The sequence below is a fragment of the Parabacteroides sp. ASF519 genome (assembly GCF_000364265.2).
In the GTDB taxonomy this organism is placed as follows: domain Bacteria; phylum Bacteroidota; class Bacteroidia; order Bacteroidales; family Tannerellaceae; genus Parabacteroides; species Parabacteroides goldsteinii.
Genome location: NZ_AQFV02000006.1, coordinates 906,079 through 925,607, shown reverse-complemented (window position 1 = coordinate 925,607; position 19,529 = coordinate 906,079). Strand labels below are relative to the sequence as shown.

General features: G+C 41.5%; 12 protein-coding genes. 1 reads left to right on the top strand and 11 read right to left on the bottom strand.

What is annotated here, in order from left to right; translation table 11 throughout:
• Positions 1-63 precede the first annotated feature (63 nt).
• The 5 genes from C825_RS03545 to C825_RS03525 all read right to left on the bottom strand — a co-directional run bounded on the left by C825_RS03545 (position 64) and on the right by C825_RS03525 (position 10,724).
• Positions 64-1,071, bottom strand: coding sequence for a FecR family protein (locus C825_RS03545; RefSeq protein WP_010801415.1), 1,008 nt, complete (start codon positions 1,069-1,071; stop codon positions 64-66).
• Positions 1,072-1,156: 85 nt separating this feature from the next.
• The gene (locus tag C825_RS03540; protein WP_010801414.1) at positions 1,157-1,729 is read right to left on the bottom strand and encodes an RNA polymerase sigma factor; all 573 of its coding nucleotides are present in this window, start codon (positions 1,727-1,729) and stop codon (positions 1,157-1,159) included.
• Positions 1,730-1,903: 174 nt separating this feature from the next.
• Complete coding sequence (locus C825_RS03535) at positions 1,904-5,146, bottom strand: S41 family peptidase (protein WP_010801413.1); 3,243 nt, start codon at positions 5,144-5,146, stop codon at positions 1,904-1,906.
• A 246-nt stretch (positions 5,147-5,392) separates the two neighbouring features.
• On the bottom strand, positions 5,393-7,261 hold the full coding sequence (locus C825_RS03530; protein WP_121719507.1) for a RagB/SusD family nutrient uptake outer membrane protein: 1,869 nt from the start codon (positions 7,259-7,261) through the stop codon (positions 5,393-5,395).
• 88 nt (positions 7,262-7,349) lie between these two features.
• Positions 7,350-10,724 carry a SusC/RagA family TonB-linked outer membrane protein gene (locus C825_RS03525; RefSeq protein WP_232434155.1) on the bottom strand — a complete coding sequence of 1,125 codons (3,375 nt, stop codon included), beginning with the start codon at positions 10,722-10,724 and terminating at the stop codon, positions 7,350-7,352.
• Positions 10,725-12,164: 1,440 nt separating this feature from the next.
• Between C825_RS03525 and C825_RS03520 the strand changes: the two genes are divergently transcribed.
• Positions 12,165-15,455, top strand: a complete 3,291-nt coding sequence (locus C825_RS03520) for a S41 family peptidase (protein WP_010801410.1) — start codon at positions 12,165-12,167, stop codon at positions 15,453-15,455.
• A 116-nt stretch (positions 15,456-15,571) separates the two neighbouring features.
• On the opposite strand, the gene C825_RS03515 is transcribed toward C825_RS03520, so the two are convergent.
• From C825_RS03515 to C825_RS03490, 6 genes are all read right to left on the bottom strand, one after another.
• Positions 15,572-16,168, bottom strand: coding sequence for a restriction endonuclease subunit S domain-containing protein (locus tag C825_RS03515; RefSeq protein ID WP_010801409.1), 597 nt, complete (start codon positions 16,166-16,168; stop codon positions 15,572-15,574).
• A gap of 25 nt (positions 16,169-16,193) precedes the next feature.
• On the bottom strand, positions 16,194-16,820 hold the full coding sequence (locus C825_RS03510; protein ID WP_007655883.1) for a LysO family transporter: 627 nt from the start codon (positions 16,818-16,820) through the stop codon (positions 16,194-16,196).
• Positions 16,817-17,095, bottom strand: coding sequence for a LysO family transporter (locus C825_RS03505; protein WP_007655885.1), 279 nt, complete (start codon positions 17,093-17,095; stop codon positions 16,817-16,819). Before C825_RS03505 ends, C825_RS03510 begins: the two co-directional genes overlap by 4 nt.
• Positions 17,096-17,175: 80 nt before the next feature.
• The gene (locus tag C825_RS03500; RefSeq protein ID WP_010801408.1) at positions 17,176-17,496 is read right to left on the bottom strand and encodes a PG0215 family putative anti-sigma factor; all 321 of its coding nucleotides are present in this window, start codon (positions 17,494-17,496) and stop codon (positions 17,176-17,178) included.
• 18 nt (positions 17,497-17,514) lie between these two features.
• Positions 17,515-17,769 carry a sigma factor gene (locus C825_RS03495; protein ID WP_010801407.1) on the bottom strand — a complete coding sequence of 85 codons (255 nt, stop codon included), beginning with the start codon at positions 17,767-17,769 and terminating at the stop codon, positions 17,515-17,517.
• A 593-nt stretch (positions 17,770-18,362) separates the two neighbouring features.
• Entirely contained in the window at positions 18,363-19,481 is a 1,119-nt protein-coding gene (locus tag C825_RS03490; RefSeq protein ID WP_010800321.1) for an IS110 family RNA-guided transposase, read from the bottom strand.
• Positions 19,482-19,529: the final 48 nt, after the last annotated feature.

The following is a 19,529-nucleotide window of genomic DNA, read 5'->3' as shown; positions in this document are numbered from 1 at the left end:
CTTTCCGGATATTTTTTCTCTTTCCTATGTTTTCATAATGCTTATTTTTTTAAGGTTAACACTCTATTTATTTGTCGCAAAAAGTTGAACTTCATTCCCTTTTATTTTGTAATCAAAACCATAGTGCACTTTCAATATATCTATAACCTCTTCAATCTCTTCCTTATCAAACACACCAGTATAGGTATCCTTAACAAGTGAGGAATCCATAATTTCAAAAGAGACACCATATTTCCGCCCTATTCTCTTTAATACTGCATCCATCGGTTCCGACCTGAACACCAGTTCTTTACTTACCCAAGCAGTTTCCAATACATTCGAAGTCGTTATTTTCTTCATTGTACCCGTTTTTTTATCATAAATGACTTTCTCGTTAGGAACTACATTCAGCCTCTCAAAAGGCGGACGAACAGAAGAAACAGTAACACTCCCCTGCACTAATGCCATTTCCAATATATCCTTATTTGAATAAGCATATACATTGAACGAAGTACCCGTTACTTCAATATCCATAAATTCGGTATTCACTACAAATTTCTTTTGCACGTCTTTTTGTACATCAAAATATCCTTCACCAGAAAGAGATACACGCCGGTCTTTTTTCCCAAAATCCTGTTTATAAGAAAGTATAGACTCTGAATTAAGCTTTACAGCTGTTCCATCCGGTAAAGTAATTGAAACCCGCTCTCCTTTTCCGACTTTAACTTCCATGATTCGGTCCGCCAACTGAGTAATTTCACGGTTATCTACATATAAATAAACTGACAAGCTTCCCATAATCAGAAATGCTATAGCCGCAGCAATTTGTCGCCAGTTAAATTTTCTAATTTTAGGAGCTGGTATTATGTTCATCTCCTGCCGGATACGAACCAATAAACTTTGGGCATCTTCAGACGATAAACTTCCGTTATTATCCCAACTATTCCAACTATCAAGCAATACAGGGAAAAGTTCCTCATCCGAATGATTATTGATTTCTTTCCTGAGTTCACGAAATTCTTTCCGACTAATTTGTTCAGTCTGATATTTCGTTAACCAATCTTTCAAATTTCTATATAATGATGTACTCATAAGCTGGAAATTTCGTTCGTTTATGAGTAATATCCTGAAAGGTTAAATTTATAACATACGCTTCTGCATGCTATAAAACATATTTTCAGAAATAAATCGTGAAAAGTATAAATAAATAGGAATAGTTGGATAATTCGTTGCGCAACACTTTCAATGCAGCTGAAAGTTGGTTACGCACCACTTGCTCCGTTATAGATAGCCGGGAAGCGATTTCTGTAACGGAAAGATTATATTCCTTATTCAAAACAAATATCTCCCTTTGCCGGGGTGTCAGTTTTTGCTTGGCAACTTCCAACTCTTTTAGAAAAAGGTCGAAATCATATTTAGCTTCTACGTTATCAGTCGAAATAAGATCTTTTTTAAAATCCAGGTAATCCTCCATCTGCGGATGATTCAACTGACGACGAAGTTCTTTCAATAAAAAATGATAGGAGATAGTAAATAAATAAGCCTTAAAAGAGGCATCCGGATTAATACTCGTTCTATTAGACCAGATCTTTACAAATGTTTCCTGCACGACATCTTTCGCCGCACTGTCTGATTTCAAATAAGAGAACGCAAAATGGTAAAGTCTGGAGGCCCATAGGTTGTACAGAGCATTAAAACTAAACTCTGATCCTTCGGTTAACTCTTTTAATAATCTCCTTTCCTCTAGCATGCTTTCTCCATTTCCATATTAACGGTCACAAATATATAAAATAATAAACTTCATTCATCGGCAAATCAATTTATTGCATGTTCTTCTGGCAGTAAAAAAGTAATTTAAGCATGTAAATGAAAAAAGGATACCCCATGCTGTGAGATATCCTTTCTTCCATATTTTACTTCAACATTATTTGCTGAAATCCCTCGGAGCCGGAACCGGAGCCAACGGTTTACGGTTCTGAAGGTCTTTCATTACTTCTTCGATAGCCTTGTTCAGCTGCTGGTCTTCGCCATTCCATTCCTTAATCGGATCATTGTCGATCAGGATATCCGGGTCAACACCATGGTTTTCGATAATCCACTGACCCGTCTTCGGATCATAGCTGGTGAAGAAAGGTACACGGATATCTGTTCCGTCCATGTAAGGCAGTGGGCCGCTAATGCCGACGATACCACCCCAGGTACGGGTTCCGATCAGCTTACCCAGTCCCAAAGCACGGAATCCCCAGGGGAACAGGTCGCCATCCGATGCAGAATATTTATTGATCAAACAAACCTTCGGACCTACCTGTACGGCATCCGGAACAGTACCGATATGGTTCGAACCACGACGCATGGTCAGACGATACAGTTCGCGGGAAAGACGTTCCAGAATCATCGGAGATACATTTCCACCACCATTGGCACGATCGTCGATGATCAGACCTTCCTTATCCAGCTGAGGATAGAAATAACGGGCAAATTCATTTAATCCGTCTACGCCCATATCCGGAATATAGATATATCCTACACGGCCGTTAGTCGCTTTATCCACTTTCTTGATATTATCCTGTATCCAGTTGTAATGATACAACGAATATTCTTCAGCCAACGGACAGATCACTATTTTACGAGCTCCCCCCAATTCAGGCTTGCTGTTCAATGAAAGTTCTGTCGGGATACCGGCTTTACCGACTAATAAAGAATACATATCCTTTACACTGTTAGTCGGAATCCCGTCGATAGCCACGATAAACTCTCCGGCTTTCGCCTCGATACCCGGTTCTGTCAACGGAGAACGCAGGTCTTTACTCCAGGATGCTCCCGGTAATATCTTTTCCAGACGGAAGAATCCACTCTTGTCACGTGAAATCTCAGCACCTAACAGACCGGTCTGCACACGCTCCGGACGATCTGTTTCACCAGGATTCACGTAGGCATGGCCGCAGTTCAGTTCGCCAATCATTTCACCGATCACATAATTCAGATCCAGACGAGTCTTCACGTAAGGAAGAAGAACGGCATATTTTTCTTTGATCGCTTTCCAGTCCACACCATGCATGTTCTCCACATAGAAACCATCCCGGTAAGCACGCCATGCCTCATCGAATATCTGTGCCCATTCTTTCGGATAATCCACCGTAATCTTCATATTGGAAAGATCGACTGCATTACTCAAATCAACACTGCCGGAAGGTATGTCGGTCACATAGATCTGTCTTCCTTTATAGAAAAGGGCTTTTTTACTTCCCGGAGTAACAGACATGGAAGCTCCGTCAGCAACAGTATCTTCTTTTTGTTTTTTCAAATCGTACACTTTTGTTCCGCCGCGACCATAATACCAGACTTTTTCGCCATCCGAATAAAAATTGCCATAATAAGAACCCGGTAAAGGAAGTTTGATAATACGGTCGGTTATACCTTCCAGATCAATCTTTATACCGGTTTCTGTCGAAACATCTTTCTTATCTTTATCTTCTTTCTTTTTATCCTCTTTCTTAGCCGTTTCTTCTTTAGCAACTTTTACTTCGGCATCTTTCTGAAGGAATGGAGAAGGAGTATCTTTTTGAAGCAACGCCAGATAAACACCTCCCATATTGTTATAAACATGGTTCCATTCCAAAGAGCCATAAGTCGGATTAAAGTCACGTGAAGAGGCGAAGATCAAGTATTTTCCGTCTGTACTGAAGGCCGGAGAATGAGAGTCGTACCATTTATCCGTAACAGGATATTCCTTACGTGCAGCAATATCATAAACATACACAATACTCACCTGATTTTCCGCCGGACGGCTATAAGTCAGCCATTTACTATCCGGAGAGAAGGTTACGTCGCGTATCTCCGCCATCGGGTTCTGAAACAATACGGTTGTTTTCTTTCCGACTACATCAAGCAGGTTTACCCGGTTCTTACGATCGGTATAAACAATTGATTTTGAATCGGGACTCCATTCAAAAGAACGGATATAAGTATCGTTATCTTTTGTCAGTTGAACAGGTTCACCACCAGTGGCATCCTGAAGATAAAGCTCTGTTTCGCCCGTGCCATCCGAAATATAAACAATATATTTTCCATCAGGCGACCATTGGGCTTCACGGTCATGCTGTCCGGGCGAACGGGTAATATTCTTTGTCACGCCTTTTTCTACAGGCAGGTTGAAAACTTCACCACGAGTAGTTACTACCACACGTTCCCCATCAGGAGAAATACTAGCATTGGTAAGGTATGACGAACCGTTCTTTATTTCACTACGGGCATAGATATTATCGGAAGTCAGTTTGATCTCTACTTTTTCCGGCTTTTTCGCCGTAGCATCCATTTTATAAATATAACCACCGTTCTCGAATACGATAGTATGACCATTTGCACTCGGGAACTTTACATCATATTCTGTAAAATCAGTGACTTTACTCGTTTGTTTCGTTTTTGTGTTATAAACAAAGATATTCATTGTCCGGTCTCGGTCAGAAAGGAAAAATATTTCATCATCGATCCACATCGGAATAATATCCTGAGCCACATTGTCCGTTATATTTTCGACAGACTTCTTTTCCGGATTATAAATCCAGATATCGTCAGCCATACCTCCCTTATAATATTTCCAGGTACGGAATTCACGCATTACACGATTGTAAGCCAACTGTTTTCCATCCGGAGAATAACTACAGAAACCGCCTTCAGGCAAAGGTATAACTTCTGAAAGGCCTCCTTCTTTATCTACTGTATATAATTTACCGTCGAAGCCGCTGCTGATGCGGTTGCGGTAAACAATACGACTGCCGTCGGGTGTCCAGGCTATCACGATATTGTTCGGTCCCATGCGGTCACCCAGGTCATCACGTGCATTAGTCGCCGTATAGGTTACACGCAAAGGTTCGCCTCCGGTAGAAGGAATAGTGAACACTTCCGTATTTCCATCATACTGTCCTGTAAAAGCAATTGTTTTACCATCAGGAGAAAAGCGAGGAAACATCTCATAGCCGACATGCGAAGTCAGACGTTGAGCTTCACCTCCTTTTGCAGGAACTTTATAAAGATCGCCGGCATACGAGAAAACAATCTCATTACCATTCGTTGCCGGGAAACGCAACAGGCGTGCATCGTCCGCCGCCATCATCAAGGCAGGGACACCGGCTAAAGCTAGCAAAGAAAGAATAAGTTTCTTGTTCATGTTATATTTGTTTAGTCTACGGGCAAAGGTAAAAAAATTACTATGGTACGACTATATTATTTTCTCAAAAGAAAAATGAGGTTGTCTAAAAAGTGACTCATTCGACCTTGAGAATTGAATATTTAAAATCAATCTCAGATAGGTATCCGAATAAAATAAAGTCAAAAATACTTTTTAGACAACCCCTTTATTTTTCTATTATCTAAGCTTTTCCCTTAGACAGAAATTATCGCGAAATGAACATACTTAATAAAGCCATCCCGGGGTTTTAGTCAGATTTGGATTCTTCTCTATTTCATCACTGGGAACAGGAAAAATACTGTAATCATTCGTTTCAGACCATTTTACACCACCATTACCGCTACTCTGTATACCATTGCAAGTAAGGGAACCGGCATCATAGTTCATGTATTTAGAATATTTTGTTTCACGCAGTGTACCCCAACGCAACTCCTCGTAAAAGTTTACACCTTCATTACATAATTCCCGACGAGATTCATTACGTAGTTTTTCCAAACCATCTTGTTTACTCGTAAACGTATAAGGTGGCATTTCAACGGATGTACGCCCGCGAACCTGATTCACCTTTTCAGCTGCACCTGGCAAATCCCCCAATTGGACCAATGCTTCCGACCACATCAAAAGAACATAAGCATAACGGATAATCGGTTCATCAATATCTCCCTGTAAAGCGAACTGGGGATAACCGGTCATGACAAACTTACGATAACGATATGCAAATTCTGCTTCGCCGTTTCCGTCTTGTTTCAAATCATAAGGAGCCGTTACTTGCCAATCATCGGCTTCTTGTGAATCTACATGGTGGCTTGATTGTTTTACCGGCCAACGGAATACATAAGGAATATCACTGTAATCACCCACTTTCATACGATTCGGATCACCACCCATATAAGGTTCTCCATACGGGAGAATTACATTATAACCCAAACGCGGATCTCTATTTTCCCAAGCTTTTTTCAAACGAGCTTCATTCCCTTGCGGCAAATATTGATCGACAACAGAACCCGATAACTTATTTCTGACCATTTTTCTCAATTCCGGACCACCAAGTATTTTTCCGTCATTTAAGGTATCACGGAGAAAATATACCAATCGGTCTTTGGCCGGTACATCAAAATAACCGGGAATGATGTCATTCCAGTCAAAAGGAGTACCATCCTTATATTCATATAGATCAACCAAAGCATTAGATGGTTGGTAATAAGAATATCCGGTAGTACCTTCCATATCAATCATAGAACGTGTGCCACAATACCGATGCATAGAAGACCCATATCCGTCTTTAAAAATGTTCGTCAAAGAGAAAATCATCTCTTCACATGTTTCATTTTCTTGCGTAAATAATTTATCATAACCACCCTGGAAAAGACCGAAACCACATCCCTGTACTTTTTCAAAATCAGACACAGCTAATTTCAACAAGTTTTGGTTGATTATAGTCTCCGTTACTTTTCCTGCTTTATTGTCATAATTATATTTAGCACCCTGCATCAAATAAGCCCTACCACGTAAAGCATAAGCAGCCCCTTTACAAGCACGGCCGGATTCCGTATAATGATTCGGGAAATTAGGTTCATTGATACAATCGGTCAAATCTTTTACGACCAGATCCCAAACTTCCGACTCAGGCGACTGTCCTTTAGTACAATCTTCTACCGATTCCAATGGCTCAGTATAAACAGGAACCCCTAATCCGTTTCGTCCGAAAAGTTCATTCAAACGCATATAATAATAAGCGCGCAAAAATTTGCATTCCGACAATAAACGCAGTCGAACGTCTTCATCTACACCGCCTCCGCCTTCGACAGACAAATTCACAATAGCGTCATTGGCACGATGAATTCCCTCATATAAGTTTTTCCACACCGTAGAGAAAAAACCATTATCAGCTCCTGCCGTACCTTTTGTATAGGGAATCGTACGATAAGCATCTGTTGTCATAGACATGGCTTCAAACGGGGTTGTGTTCATATCATAAGAAGTATTATAAACACCCCAATTGCGCAATTTATTATACACTCCGGCAACCCCCTGATTGGTCAACGCTGAATTTGTCCACATATTACCGGATGCTATTTGGTTATAGGGTGCCATATCTAAGTCAACACATCCCAGTAACCCACAAAACGCAAACCCTAATAAAGAATATATTATTTTTTTCATTTTTGTATTCATTAAATGATTAGAATGTAAGATTTATACCGCCGGAAATCATACGGGGAATAGGATAAGCAGTGAAACCGCTTCCACCTATTTCCGGATCAACACCCGGAAAATCTGTAATCGTCAATAAGTTTTCAAAAGAAGCAAACACACGCAAATTACTGATATAAGCCTTCTGAACCCATGATTTCGACAAAGTATAACCGATCTGCAATGTTTTCAATTTGATATAAGACGCATTATAAAGATTACCGGTATTGGCACGATAAGCACCATTTTCATTACCTATACGCGGATACATAGCATTGACGTTCGCATTCGGGTCAGCAGCCGGATCATAATTCGGGTCAGCAGCCGGATCATAATTCGGGTCAGTTGCAGCCAACATAGGATCGCAATAGTAGAAAATATTACGGGCATTACGAGCAACAATTGTTCCTTCTTGCCAACTACTGCTACTCATGGAGTTAAAACCACGTTCGTAAATGTAATAATACATACCGGCATTACCTGCCCAAGTCATATTTAAATCGAATCCTTTCCATGCAGCCGAAAGATTGATACCATAAGTGAATTTCGGAGTTGAAGATTTTCCAGTAAAGACACGGTCATTAGCATTTGAACCATAATAACCATCTCCATTTATATCGGCATACACCAATTCACCATACCACAAGCCGTTGTTTGCACCTACGCTTTGTCCGTTAAAATCGTAGACTTTATTGCCATCTGCATCCCGATAAGCCAACATTGCCTTTACCCAGTCCAAATCAGCTTTAGTACGAATCATACCGTCACGAGGCCCTCCGTTAGGATCAGGAGTCACACCGTCTGCCAAATAAATATTACCATTTCCCTGATGACGTTCCCAAATATAATACTCATCAAACATATGGTCTTCTACACGAATCGTATTGCCGCTGATATCAGCAACATCTCCACGATTAGTCACAAACGAACGATTACCGTCGGCATCTGTTTCCCAACCTTCCTGATATTTACCTTTGTATTTTACGATCTTATTTTTATTATACGTTAAATTGGCACTGACACTATATTCAAAATCTTTGATACGGTCAGCCCAACGCAAAGTAAATTCCACGCCTCGGTTTCTCATATCCGACGTATTGGTAGTAGGTGCACTCACTGTACCCATCGTCATATAAACGGAAGGAGAAGCCAGAATACCTTTTGTGGTACGCGAATACCAGTCTGCTTCCAATGTCAAACGGTTGTTTAATACGCCTACATCAAGTCCTATGTCTGTAGATTCGCTGGCTTCCCAACGAAGATTCGGATTAGCGATCTTACCCTGACGCAAACCGTCGAATACATTCTCTCCGAAAGAATAATTCACACCGCCATACGTGGCTTGCCATTCATAGTAACCGGAAGTCGTATTCCCCAGTTTACCCCAAGAACCACGCAACTTCAAGTTGGAAATCGTACTCTTTACGCTTTCCATGAACGGCTCTTCGCTGATACGCCATGCAGCAGAAAATGAAGGGAAAGTACCCCAGCGAGAGTCCGGACCAAAACGAGACGAACCATCACGACGGAAATTGGCTTCGAACAAATAACGATTCTTATAGGCATAATTCAAACGACCAAAATATGAGATAACGCCATAATCTTGTTGAGCAGTTCCTCCCACTGTCGGTTCCAGCAAATCCATAGCAGCCGTAAAATCAGGTAATGAGAGATCCAGCAAACCGGTACGAGTCGCATTAAATCCCTTCACATTCCAATAGTATTGTTCTGTACCAAGGAGAACTCCCAAATCATGGTCGCCAAACGTCTTATTATAATTCACCGTTCCGGTTATCGTACGATTCCAATAACGAGTAGTAGAACGTTTAGTTGTAGCCTGCGAGCTACTAGTCCCCGGATACAATTCACCATTACGGAAGTTCATTTTATCGATACAATTGCTCCAAGTAGCTTCTTCATTAAACAACGTTTGATAGTTATAGCGTCCTTCGGCAGTTAACCCGTCAATAATCTTCACACGCGCAAACCATGTCGTGTTCAATCGGGTATCATCATAAGAACCTCCACGACTCATCACGGTAGCCAGCAAGTTGTTGCTAGAAGATCCGTCAACAGAAACGCCATACTTACCATTATAATAAGGAGTCATGTTCGGTGTATTCTGGAACATATACGAGAAGCTCGTATTACCCGGTTCGCGACTCTGGAATGTGGCATACGTCTGAGTACCTACGGTCAAGAACTTCGTGATTTCAGTCTCCACGTTGACACGTCCGGAATAATTCTTCAAGCCGGTATTATCCAATGTACCGGGGTTATCCAGGAAACCAAATGAAAGCAAATAGTTTGTATTACTGCTGCTACCGACAACCGACACATTATGTTTTTGCGACGTACTGGGCAAAAACATCTCATCCACCCACTGCGTACTCGGATAAGCTAACATATTAGCTACGCCATAAGGATTATCCGTTCCATACGGATCACTGGCGGCCTTTACTAAACCTTCTCTCCACTCATCGATATCAGCTTGTGTATATTTGGTACCGGCCTCATAGTTGCGGTTCGTATTCCAACGATTCGCCATTTCCATATACTCAGCAAAATTATCCTCGAAACGAAATGCCTTACCGCTCATCTTTGAATTAGTGACAAGACCCGAATAAGTTATTTTAGGAGCCTGACCTTTTTTCCCTTTCTTGGTCGTGATCAAAATAACCCCGTTGGCACCACGTGATCCGTAAATAGAAGCGCTGGCTGCATCTTTCAAAAAAGAAATAGATTCAACATCATCACTGTTTACAGATGACATACTAGCCTCGGAACCGTCTACTATCACCAACGGAGAAAGGTAACTACTGTTGAAAGTTCCGATACCACGCATACGAATACTGGAACCGTCACTACCCGGTTTTCCGGAACTTTGACTTACGGACACACCGGCTGCCAAACCAGATAAAGCATTCGACAAGTTGGTCGTCGCACGGCTCTCTAATTTTTCTGCCTGCACGGTAGCTACCGCTCCCGTCAGATTAACTTTCTTCTGCACACCATAACCTACCACTACTACTTCATCCAGTGCTTGTGAGTCTTCTTGTAGTGTAACTTTCCCTTTGGCAACTTCGGATGCTTTGATCTCAACCGTTTTAAAACCAATGCTACTAATGACCAGGATATCATTGGGATTTGCTTCAAGGGAGAATTTCCCGTCAATGTCTGTAACCGTACCGTTTGTGGATCCTTTCACAATCACATTGGCGCCGATCAAAGGTTCATTCATCCCTCCGTCAAAAACTACACCGCTAATGGATTTTTTCTGTTGCGTAATAGATACCTCTGATGTATTCGCGCGCACAAAAGGTGTAATTGTTGAAACAGGAAAAGCAAATGCAATTAAAAGCAAAGAAAATCGATTTTGCTTTAAAATAGATTTGTAATTCATATGTTTTTTAAGTTTAATATTAATATATATAAAGTTACTAAGTTCTAGAAGAACTCTGGCAGTTTATTCATTAATACATAATAAAATGAGGCTTAATATAAGATTTTTATAATATATAAAATATTGAAATTCAAAACATTATCATTCCTATTAATTTCAACACTGAAGCTATAATATGTTTAAGGAAATTGCGAGGCTTTATTATTTAATATTAATAGAAATATAGTAATTCGTGTATCTAAATTTTGAAAAAATGCTCATCTGGTTCTTTCGTATACAATGTTCTAATATAAGATAACAATTCACCATAATTCATGAACTTTGTTAATATACAGCCTCTTAGTATTCTGTTAATTTTTTATTCATGGACAATAAATGCACCAATATTAGACAAAAATGTATGTTGACATATCATGCTGTACGTTATTTTTGCAACTGTTCTGTTTTGTTCCAAAATAAAGACAGAGTTCTTCTAGAACTATGGCGGTTATTAACCTTATTTCTCATGCTTTATATTAAAAAAGCAAAATCCTCATTATCAATAAATAACAAAACTTCAACCATTAACATAACTTTCAGATCTCATGAGCTGCAAACAATACTCTATCTTATTGTTTGCAAATAATAAAAAAATTAAATGCGTCAACCAAATACAATATCAGAAATAGACTCACCGATAGAAAGCCAAGAGTAAAAAACAGGCTCATAAAAGTTTTTACAACTTTCGGAGTCACGTCTTCATTTAAATGATTTTACAGTATGATATTCAATACACACTTGGGTGACGCCGAATATAAAAAGCGACTTCACCTCTCCAAAGCCAAGGTGATGCCGGGAAAAAGGTAGCGCCACCCCTCTATACAAAGATAATCAAAGGGTAATAATCAAAATAGTGAAGAGTGACACCAAAATTCATAAAAACATAGATTTATATAAATTAGCAGGGAATGGTAAACGGATGCCTACCCGTTCACCATTCCCTGCCTATCCGTTGGAAAAAAGCGCAATGTTTTTCCAGGAATACATACGGCTTTTCTCTATACCCCGGCAGATCATACCCTATAATGTACATACCGATATCCTATATTGTATCGGTATGTACATTATAGGGTATAGTAGACAAATCCATGAGGATAGACCTTTAATAGGTGTTCACCCGATATGGACGACTTAGTTGTGCCATTATACCAGTACTACTATGTCATCTTGCTAGCATAGTAGTGTCAGTACCATTAGCTCTACTGTGTGAAGGTGGGTGACACTATAATGCTACCAATTGCACCTTTTATTCTCATTTTTCAGGGTTCAGCTTTAAAGTTTCAGTAAAAATTTACCGAAGTATTATTAAATATGACATTTGTATAAAAATAATCTCGTATTTTTACGGAAATTAATAAACGCATGAAAAAATTACTGATCTTAACATCGGCCCTTTTACTGACTGGGTCGGCATTTGCAGAGAACGATCCGCTATGGATGCGCTATCCGGCAATATCTCCGAACGGGGAAATGATCGCCTTTACTTACAAGGGGGATATCTATACCGTTCCGACAACAGGTGGTAAAGCTACCCAGTTAACAACCCATCCAGCCCACGACACACGTCCTGTCTGGTCGCCCGACGGAAAACAAATCGCATTCGCTTCCGACCGCAACGGAAACTTCGATGTGTTCATTATGAACAAAGAAGGAGGTGCCCCTACGCAATTGACCGTACATTCGGCAAACGAATATCCGGAAACATTCAGCGACAACGACCATGTCCTTTATTCAGCTTCTATCCAGCAGGATGTAAAAGACAGCCAGTTCCCTTCTTCCCTGTTCGCCCAGATCTATCAGGTCGGCACCCAAGGAGGACGCCCGGAATTATTCTCCTCGCTGGCTATGGAAAACCTGGCATTCAGCAAAGATGGAAAACAGGTATTGTATAACGATTGCAAAGGATATGAAGATCCCTGGCGCAAACACCACCAATCCTCCATCACCCGCGATATCTGGTTATGTACATTGGATAATGACCGTACATTCAAAAAGATTACCTCTTTCCGTGGAGAAGACCGCGATCCGGTATGGTCACCGGACGGAAATGCCTTTTACTATCTGAGTGAAGAAAAAGGCAGCTTCAATATCTTTAAGAATGACCTGACCGGCAAGAGCGGCAAACAGATAACAAACCATACGACACACCCGGTCCGCTTCCTGACTTCCGACAAGAACGGTACTTTGTGCTACGGTTACGACGGTGAGATTTACACGGTCAAAGAAGGCGGACAACCTGCTAAAGTAAAGGTAAGCATCATCTCCGACCAGACCGAAAATAATCTGATCCATCGCCTGATGTCGAGCGGGGCAAACAGTATTGCTGTCTCTCCGAACGGAAAAGAGGTTGCCTTTATCGTACGGGGAGATGTATATGTGACATCGGTTGAATACGAAACGACCCGTCAGATCACCGATACGCCGCAACAAGAGCGTAATATAGATTTCAGCCCTGACGGCCGTTCATTGGTTTATTCGGCTGAACGCGGCGAGACATGGGGTATTTATCAAAGCAGCCTGGTTCGTAAAGACGACAAATATTTTACTTACGCACAAGAGATCAAGGAAGAACCGCTGGTAGTTACCGACAAAACGTCTTTCCAGCCAACTTATTCTCCTGACGGTAAAGAAGTGGCATTCCTGGAAGACCGTACCACTTTACGCGTCATCAATCTGAAAAGCAAAGAGGTACGTACTGTTTTGGATGGCAAATACAACTATTCGTATGCCGACGGCGACCAGACTTATCAATGGTCACCCGACAGTAAATGGTTTCTGGTGCAATATATCGCTATCGGCGGATGGAACAACAAGGATATTGCCCTGGTAAAGGCGGATGGTAGCGGAGATATTACCAACCTGACCGAAAGCGGATACTCTGATGGTGATCCGAAATGGGTACTTGATGGCAAAGCGATGATCTGGTCGTCCGACCGTGCCGGTTACCGCAGCCACGGCAGTTGGGGTGCACAGGATGATACCTATATCATGTTCTTCGATGCCGAAGCATACGACAAATTCCGCCTGAGCAAGGAAGAACTTGCCCTGGTTGAAGATGAAGAAAAGGATAAGGACAAAGACAAGGATAAGGATAAGAAAGACGATAAAAAGGAAGATAAGAAAGATTCCAAAGCTAAAAAAGATGACAAGAAGAAAGATGATAAAGACAAGAAAGACGATGCGGACAAGCCTGTCGAACCATTGAAATTCGATCTGGAAAACCGTAAAGACCGCGTCATCCGTCTGACGATCAACTCTTCGAATATGGGCGACGCCGTGCTGACACCGAAAGGAGACAAACTCTACTATTGTGCAGCTTTCGAAAGCGGTTACGACCTGTGGGAACGTAACTTCAAGGAAAATTCAACCAAAATACTGATAAAAGGTGTCGGTGGCGGAAGAATGTTTGCCGACAAGAAAGGTGAGAACCTGTTCCTGGTATCCGGTGGCCAGCTGAAAAAGGTGGAGATCAAAGACAGCAAAACCAAAGGTATCCCCTTCAAGGCTGAGTTTTCTTATCGCCCGCCGCAGGAACGCGAATATATTTTCAATCATATATGGCGTCAGGTGGAAGACAAATTCTACGATCCGACGATCCATGGCATCGACTGGGAAGGATACAAAACAGCATATGCCCGTTACTTGCCGCATATCAACAACAATTACGACTTCCAGGAAATGTTGTCCGAACTGTTGGGCGAACTGAACGGTTCACATACAGGTGCCCGGTATTATTCATCGTCATCCGCTCCGGCTACAGCCTGCCTGGGTGCATTCTACGATAACAGCTATACCGGCGACGGATTAAAGATTGCCGAGATCATCGCCAAAGGGCCGTTGACATTGGCTGATACAAAAATCAAACCGGGTTGCATCATTGAAAAGATCAATGAGAAACCTATCAAAAGTGGTGAAAACTATTATCCGTTACTGAGCGGTAAAGCCGGAAAGAAAGTATTGTTGTCCGTCTACAACCCGGCAACAAAAGAACGTTTCGAAGAGCAGGTGAAACCGATCTCTTATGGCCAACAATCTAACCTGCTGTACAAACGTTGGGTAGAAAACTGCCGCAAGAAAGTGGATGAACTGTCCGGCGGCAAGATCGGATATGTACACGTTAAAGGCATGAACAGTGAAAGTTTCCGCGAAGTCTACTCCGAACTGCTGGGACGTTGCCGTAACAAAGAAGCGGTGATTGTGGATACCCGTCATAACGGCGGAGGCTGGTTGCACGATGACCTGGCAACCTTGCTGAGTGGTAAAGAGTACCAACGTTTCATGCCGCGCGGGCAGTATATCGGTAGCGATCCGTTCAACAAATGGCTGAAACCGTCGTGTGTACTGGTTTGCGAAGACAACTACTCGAATGCACATGGTTTCCCTTGGGTATACAAGACGTTGGGTATCGGTAAACTGATCGGTACTCCTGTTCCGGGAACCATGACTGCCGTATGGTGGGAATCGCAGATCGACCCGTCCATCGTATTCGGTATTCCTCAGGTAGGCGTTCAGGATATGCAAGGTAATTACCTGGAAAACCATGAACTACAGCCGGATATCGAAATCTACAACACACCGGAATCACAGTTGAAAGGCGAAGACCATCAACTGGAAGAAGCGGTAAAAGTGATGTTGCAGACGGTAAAGAAATAAAAATCAGAACATAAAAAAGGAGGTTGCATCAAAGTTTTTATTGATACAACCTCCTTCTTTTATACCCGTTTTATACCCGACAAACAGGTTGCTATTACAGATAAACAGAATAACGATTAATCCGGTATAGCCACGCGGGAAGACCGAAAATCAAGTTTTTTGTATTTACCCTGCATTTCTTCGTCAGTTTCTTCCTTGTCGTTGGTGAAGAAAACGGGGGAGTTCTCGAAATGCCATGTGCCGACATAGTTCAATGTATTTTCGGCAACAGAAAATTTGAACAGGACTAATTCATCGGGACGTTGTTCTTTGCTTTTTATTTTCCGTTCGGTTTCCTGAATGGAATCTTCCCCCTTATAAATAGGTTCCATATAAGAGCGACCACCGTACCATTTGCTTTCGGTCCACCAATAATTCAGAATTGCATACGTCCCCGGTTCGATCAGGTAACAGAATTGATTTTCTTTCGAAGTCTTAAAGGTCGACTTCACCCGGAAGACAAGTACCTCGTTCGTTTCAATATTTATCAGCCGGATATCCTGAGGATAACCGCCACTTTTGAATTTCTTCAGTCGCTGAACAAATTCACCGTAAAAAACAGCTTGTCCTACAGGGATAGGGCCATCCGCAGCCGGCTTTTCCAGTCTTCGTGCCGGTTGAGCGGTTACACCGAATGAGATTATCAACAATAAAACGATCAGTAAGTGCTTCATAAAGGTTCCTACTCCATTTATTAATTTACATCGAACAGAAAAAAGAAACAAAGAACGGTACCGTAAAATCGACCAAAATGCCGTGAAAGATAGAAACGAATACCAGATCCTTTCCTGAATAACGCGTAATAATCGGTAATGTTGTATCCATCGTCGTGGCACCGCCGGCACAAATAGGAGCCAATCGCCCGAAATACTTGACAAACAACGGGGCGCCCAACAACGCCATAATCTCACGGATGATATTGGCGATCAATGCGATTGTTCCTAACTCCGTCGCCATCTGTACACCCAGCGACGCCTCTTTCAACTCCGTAATCAGGATAGAAGACAATGAGTAATAGGCAAAACCACTTCCTACCGCCAGGCAATCGAACACACTCCATTTGGTAATCAGTAAACTCACCAAAGCCGACGCCGTCAGCGTCCCGATAATAGTTGCCAACGGAACCAGCAACAGCTTGGGACGGATACTGCACAATATATCTTTCAACTTCTTATCACTCCCGATACTCAACCCGACCTGAAACATCAGCAGGTAAAGTACATACATGGTGATATCGTTCTTAACGACCACCTCCGGCAGATACCCGCTCCATCCGAGAATACAGCCCAAAGCGAAGAATCCGACTACAATCAGACTCCCTTTCATTCTCTCCTCCTTTCCTTAAAAAAGAAATGATAGACTCCCCAGGCGGCTAAAACACTTCCGGTCGTTCCGGCCAGGGCGATCAGGAAAGCCTGTCCTCCTAATGTTGTCAGGTTGTTTACAATAGCATCGTTGGCCCCCACCGAAATACCCAGCAGGAACAACAATAGCAGGATCGTATAAGAAATAGGTTTGCCTATCTTTTGCAGCAGTTCGACTTTGCGCAACAGATATCCTACGGCGATACCTCCGAACATGATTCCGATTACCGTGAACATAGTTTGTTATTTTTCCGCAAAGGTAACAGAAAGAGCCTTGCAGAACAAATCCGCAAGGCTTCATATTAAACACAGCAACATTACAACATAAAAGAAGATGTCAGCAAGAGGATCGTCAAAAGAACCAGTATGACCAGCCCCAAAGCCGAAAAAGAATAAAACAGACGGAGGCGGCGTAGCTTTTTTTCCCGGGTGATCTGCTGTAACACCTTCAAGTCAAACTCTTTCCCTAAAGGCGGCAGTGTCTCTGCTTCCGGTGTCAGAAACCATGCCTTATAAGGACGCAACTCAGGCGGTAATGCGTCTGACGAGAAAAAGTGGCGTAACTCCCGTTCTTCTTCAATCGTGGTCGCACATTCCCAGTATTTGTCTAATAACGATGTAATACGGTTATAATCCATATTATTTCTATAAAAGAGTTATCTGACGGTAAAACATTCTGTCCGCTTCCGCTGCAAATTAATTGTATCCAGCGCCATATTACGTGTCACCATCAGGCAATAAGATGGAATGTCCTCTATCACAATCCAGGCGGCACGCTCTCCCCAGACCTTCAACATCACGTCCTGAACGATCTGTTCGGAACGCTCTGCATTTCCGGTGATCCTGTAAGCAACCCGCAACAGGTTGTCTTTTAAAGGCAGTATCCTTGTTATGAACTCATCTGTTTTCATCTCTGTTATATTAGACGAGACAGCCTGGTAAAAGGTTGCAGTTTTTTGTGACTTTTTTATTCATAAAAGGAAAAAGACCTGTATATAGTTCTTTTTCATTATATTTCCTCTATAAATAAACAAACGTGAGTTCGAAATAAGTACCATAACCTTCCTCAGAATAACAGTCAAGCCATGTTTAATAACATGTATGTGTAAAAATATAACAAAAAGTTTGTATTAAAGAAAAATAAACCTGTCCTTTGACGAAAAGATTTTAACTATGAAAAACACAAAGAGATAACATTGCCACAGTCTTGACTATGAAATGTATGATCTTTGGGAGGGAGTCTGTATAAGGGTCCCTTTTTTCTTATTATTTTCTGTGTAATAAAAGTTACACTAACCTTATTTCGAACTCCCGTTAAAATAAGATCACTTTGTAGCTGTCCCTACATTTTGTCTATGCAGAGAGTGATAAATAATTTCCTCTTCGAGCTTGTTTGTCTCAGACGCAATTCCTTGCCAGAGCGTGCCTGTATACCAGTTTGCAAAAACGGGGTTTACTCCACCACAAATATAAGGGTCTTGGAACGCTCATTAAGAAGCAACCATTAATTCACAAATGGCATATAAGGTTGCTTTTTAGCTAATAAATTCCAAATAACAACGAGTAGCTTTCGAGCATTTGCCATTAAAGCCTTGTTGTGATTCATTCTCTTTTTCAAGGTATGATATCTGCTATAAAATTTAGATGTTTGAGTCCTGCAGGCTCCCCATGCACATTGTGTAAGCATAACACGTAAATACTTGTTTCCATGTAAAGTCTTTCTTCCTTTGATCTTTCCTGCACTTTGATCATTTCGCGGTCTTAATCCAGCCCAGCCAACTAAAGCTGATGCTGTTAGAAAGGCTTTCATGTCAACACCGATTTCTGCTATGATTCTCATAGCGCTTTCCTCTTTTATCCCAGGAGCTGTTTGAAGGATTTCCAGTTCCTCGGCATAATGTCCCTCGCAAATTATTCGCATTTTCTCTTTACACTCAAGAAGCTGACGATCATAAAGTTCCACTTCTTCCAAACTCATTTTAAGCATGTCTCTGTCTGATGAAGATACAATACCAGTCAAAGACGACTTAATAACCTCATGACAATGTTTATTACGAATACGCTTGTGAACCAACAGAGCTAATACTTCAGAATCAGTTTCACCACAGATTAATGCATTGACCACCTTACGCATGGATTTACAACCAATATCAGAAACATAATTACTCAAACGAATATTGCAACGTTGCAACGTTAGATCGATAGCAGATTCAGCTTGCTGTTTGCGACGAGTCAAATGGAAGATACGACGACTGTACTGACGTAATTCCTGTATTTTTGAATCAGGAATATAACTTCCCTTAATTAGCTCTTTCTGAAGAACAGTCGCAATCCATTGGGCATCTTTAATATCAGTTTTACGACCAGGGAGTTGACGGATGAAATAAGGGTTAACCAATTTAACATCAAAATCGCATTCCAAAATGCGCCAAATAGGAACCCAATAAATACTGGTGCTTTCCATTGCAACTTTACCAACACCATGAGAGACTAAAGTGTCACGAAGGCGATCCAGTTCCGGTGTTAAAGTTCCAAACACATCTTCAATTTTCTCACCGTTTGCTGTGAGAATACACATAAAGACACTATCTTTATGCACATCAAGACCACAAACTCTGTCCATAAGATATAGTTTTTTTGTATTACAACTTTAAAATAACGAAAGTCGGTG